Origin of the sequence: Bowdeniella nasicola (assembly GCF_001907295.1) — a bacterium.
Classification (GTDB): domain Bacteria; phylum Actinomycetota; class Actinomycetes; order Actinomycetales; family Actinomycetaceae; genus Bowdeniella; species Bowdeniella nasicola.
This window is the reverse complement of record NZ_MQVR01000151.1, coordinates 1-1729: the sequence shown is the minus strand read 5'-3', so window position 1 is coordinate 1729 and position 1729 is coordinate 1. Positions and strand designations below refer to the sequence as shown.

At 65.2% G+C, this 1729-nt stretch carries 1 protein-coding gene; it reads right to left on the bottom strand.

Translation table 11 applies throughout. The annotated features are described in order from the left end of the window. Positions 1–37: 37 nt before the first annotated feature. On the bottom strand, positions 38–1729 hold a 1692-nt coding region (locus BSZ39_RS12710; RefSeq protein WP_222842972.1), incomplete at its 5' end, for an ATP-binding protein.

The following is a 1729-nucleotide window of genomic DNA, read 5'->3' as shown; positions in this document are numbered from 1 at the left end:
CGACCATGACCGATACCGACACGCCCGCACTAGCAAGCTAAAACCCCAAACGAGAGGAAAACGCCGTTACACCACTACAAGGGACTTGACCGAGCAGGCTGCGGTACCGTCCAGTCTCGACGTCTTTCCCTGATGCGATAGCGAACCGTTCGTTGTCGACGAGAACCGCCGAGAGCGACTGTTCGATGGCGCTGTCGAGGACCTCGCGTCGGACGAGGCGGGGTAGGTAGGTGTACCGGGTGAAGTAGCCCCACAACTCGCCGACGGTGATCTCGCCCGCGTCACGCCACAGCGCGCCGAGCTCGTGGTGCAGGGTGGCACCGAGGATCGGCGCGCCGAAGTCGGTGATGAGCTGATCCTCGCGTCCGAGCTTGGCGCTGACGCGCTCGGCAAGTGAGCGGCCGCCTGAATCGGGCACACGGTCGGCGACAAGTTCGAACGGCTTGGTCGGGTCGAACTGCTCGGGGTAGACGGCCCAGACGAAGGTGTCGCGGATGCGGTCGGAGACGGTCTGATCGAGCCGGGAGACCCAGTCGTCAGTCTGCTTGCGCTGTTGCGCCGACAGGTTAAGGCTGTCGCTGGTGGCCTGGACTCGCTTCCAGCCGAGGTAGCTGCGGGTGGCCGCTTCGAGACTCTCCAACTCGCTCTTGTCGGCGAGAAGGAAGATCAGAGTGTTGCGGTGGATGCGCTGGCTCGCGCCCTTGCTCTCGATGGCGTCACGGACCCACGCATGCGCTGCCGAGTTCGCGCCGTCCTGCTTGCGACGGGCGTGCCGCGGGTGGGCGATCACCAGGCGCGTGTCTTCAAGGTCGGGGATGTCGGCGGAGGACGATGGTGCGATGTGGACTCGGTCGAACACGCCGCGGACGCGCTCTTCTCCTTGAAGGCGGCGGGTGATCTCGTTCCACACGGTCTCGATATCCTCGCGGAGCCGCTCTGCGTAGTCGTTCGCGGTCTTGGTGACCGAGGGCTGGGTATCGAACCAGTAGTGGCCCTGGTCTTCGTAGAAGTAGGTCGAGCGCTGCGCGAGCAGTTCGACGGCGCTGCCGAAGTTCCCGAGGGTGTCGCCGGGAACTGCGGTGCCGAGCCAGAGGTACTGCTTGTCGAGCCCCTTGCGGGTGCTCTTGATCCGAGGTGCTGCGCCCATGAAGATCGTGCGGGCGATGCGCTGGGTGACGAACCGCTGGCCGAGGTTGGGTCGGTCGAGGTCGATCTGCTGTGCGGTCGAGCCGGGGCCGTCGATGTCGGAGTCGATGATCGGCTTCCACTGGTCTTCGAGGTACTGCGTCAGGTCCGTGTTCACGGTCGTCGCATCCAGCGGAACGTTGCCGGGCAGGATCAGCGGCGAGGCATCGTTCGATGCCCACAACTCGTGCACGATCGACGAGACGAGCTTCAACACGCCACGGGTGCGCTGGAACCGCTCCAGCGTCGACCAGTCCTCGTACAAGCGGTCCAGCAGTTCGGGGTGCAGAGGGTAGGAGGCGCGGATGCGCTTCTCGTAGTCGTCGTTCGGCGACGCTGCATCGCGCGGGAACAGCGCGGTGTTGTTGCGGTACAGGTTCGTGAAACTGCGCGCCACGGCCGAGATCGTCGTGAGGCCTTCGGCGTTCGGTGCCTGGAACAGACGGCGGCGGACGATCTCGAACGACTCGTCCTTGCTCGACGGCCGCCACTGGTCGGCGACACGGCGGATCACGTTCTGGAGGCGTTCGAGCGCGAGCTGGCC